Genomic DNA, 2,269 nt, shown 5'->3' with positions numbered 1-2,269 from the left:
CCCGTCTGGCGCCTGCGCCGTCGACTTGAGGTGACCTACATGGTGGCGGCGATGGTGCTGATGATCGTCGCTGGTCTTGTCGTCTCGTCGTTGGTCCGGCTCGACGACGCCCTGCACACGCGCAGCGACGTCCTCACCCCGGCTCTGCTGAGCTCCACCGAGCTGGTCTCCAGCCTGGTCGACCAGGAGACCGGGATGCGGGGCTACCTGCTCCAGGGCAGCGAGGACTTCCTGGAGCCCTACAACGAAGGGCGCAGGGCCGAGCGTAGGCTGCTCGCGGACCTGCACCGACGGCTTGTGGAGCGCCCCGTCCTGCTGGCGAGGCTCGCCGTGCTGGAGGACCGGATCCGGGCCTGGCACGGCGACTACGCCGATCCGGCCATCAACGCGGTGCGGGTGGGCGGTCCCGCCGCGGCCCGCCTGTTGTCACCGGAGTTCGGCAAGACCCGCTTCGAGGCGGTCCGCGCCGCGGCCGGGGACCTCGAGGCGGACCTGCGGGCCAAGGAGGTCCGGGCTCGCCAGCACGTCACGGCGGCGCTCCGTTTCCTGATCTTCGCGCTGGTGACCGGCGCGGCTGTCATGGCCATACTCCTGGCGGTCATCGCGCGGGCGTTACGGTCCTGGGTCACCCGCCCGCTCGAACGGGTGGGCGACGATGCGCGGACCGTCGCCTCCGGACATCTCGATCACGTGGTCGAGCCGACCGGTCCCCCGGACATCGCCTCGCTCGCCGCCGACGTGGAGTCGATGCGACGCCAGCTGATCGGGGAGCTCGGGGTCGCGCGGGCGGCGCGGTCCGCGGTGGAGGCGCAGGCCGAGGTGCTGCGGCGCTCCAATCGTGACCTGGAGCAGTTCGCCTATGTCGCCTCGCACGACCTGCAGGAGCCGCTGCGGAAGGTGGCGAGTTTCTGCCAGCTCCTGGAGCGACGCTACGGTGACAAGCTCGACGAGCGGGGCATCCAGTACATCGCTTTCGCGGTGGACGGCGCGAAGCGGATGCAGCAGCTCATCAACGATCTGCTGGCCTTCTCCCGGGTCGGACGGACTACCGACGGTTTCGTCGATGTGCCCCTGGGTGAGATCTTTGAACGGGCGACGGGGGCGCTGTCCATCGCGATCGAGAGTGCCCAGGCCGAGGTCACCGCGGATGATCTGCCGGTCGTGCGCGGGGACCCCGTCCTGCTCACCCAGCTGTTCGCGAACCTGATCGGGAACGCGCTGAAGTTCCGGGCCGAGACGGTTCCCGCCGTGCATGTCGGTGTCGTCGACCGGGCGGACGAGTGGGAGCTGTACTGCGCCGACAACGGGATCGGAATCGATCCGGAGTACGCTGAGAAGATTTTCGTGATCTTTCAGCGGCTGCACGGCCGGGATGTCTACGAGGGCACGGGCATCGGGCTGGCGTTGTGTCGTAAGATCGTCGAGTTCCACGGCGGCCGGATCTGGCTGGACGGCGCGGTGAAGGACGGAACCACCTTCCGGTTCACCTTCCCTAACCGGAGACTTCCAACGGCCGGAGACCCGCCATGAGTCGCCTCATCGCCTAGAGTGCCGCACATGATGGGGTCAGGAGCGGTTCTCACCCGGCGAGGAGCCCGGGCGCAGCGGCGGGAGCTCGCGGACCTGCTGGCCGAGCGTGGCCCGGCGGCGTCCACCCTCTGCGCCGGATGGACAAACCATGATCTGGTGGCGCACCTGGTCACCCGCGAGCGGGTGCCGTGGGCCGCTCCCGGGCTCATCGTCGGTCGGCTGCACGGCATCACGGAACGGGCCGAGCGAGCCACCATGCGGGCCCACACCTTTCCCGAGCTGGTCGAGACGTTCCGTGCCGGGCCGCCGTGGTGGCAGCCGACCCGCATCGGCCTGATCGACGATGCCACGAACCTGGTCGAGTTCTTCGTGCACGCCGAGGACATCCGCCGCGCCGCCCCCGGCTGGGAGCCTCGCGAGCTTGACACCAGGAGCCGTGACGCGATGTGGACCGCTCTGTTGCTGATCGGGTTCGCCGGGTTCCGGCGAGCCGGCCTGGGTGTCGTGGCGGAGCGTACGGACGCTCCTGGCCGGCGCACCCTGCACGGCGGCGAGCCGGTGGTGGAGATCGTCGGGCCGCCTGAGGAGATCGTGCTGTACGCGTTCGGGCGGGGCCAGGTCGCCCGGGTCGAGCTGCGCGGTTCCGACGCCGACATCGAGCGGTTCCGCGCGGCTCCCACCGGTCTCTAGGTCTGTCTTCCGCACATGGGGTTTCGATGCGTTGACCGGCTGGTTTCCG

2 protein-coding genes are annotated in these 2,269 nt (G+C 69.7%); both read left to right on the top strand.

Annotated features, from left to right (window positions below; all coding sequences use genetic code 11):
• Positions 1-1,530, top strand: a 1,530-nt coding sequence (locus ACY45C_RS11250; RefSeq protein WP_462187563.1) for a sensor histidine kinase, incomplete at its 5' end; no start/stop codon positions are given.
• Between the two features lie 27 nt (positions 1,531-1,557).
• Positions 1,558-2,220, top strand: coding sequence for a TIGR03085 family metal-binding protein (locus tag ACY45C_RS11245; protein ID WP_462187562.1), 663 nt, complete (start codon positions 1,558-1,560; stop codon positions 2,218-2,220).
• Positions 2,221-2,269 lie beyond the last annotated feature (49 nt).

This window comes from Frankia sp. CcWB2 (assembly GCF_977927585.1).
The sequence above is the reverse complement of the archived record's forward strand: the minus strand, read 5'-3'. Positions and strand labels throughout refer to the sequence as shown.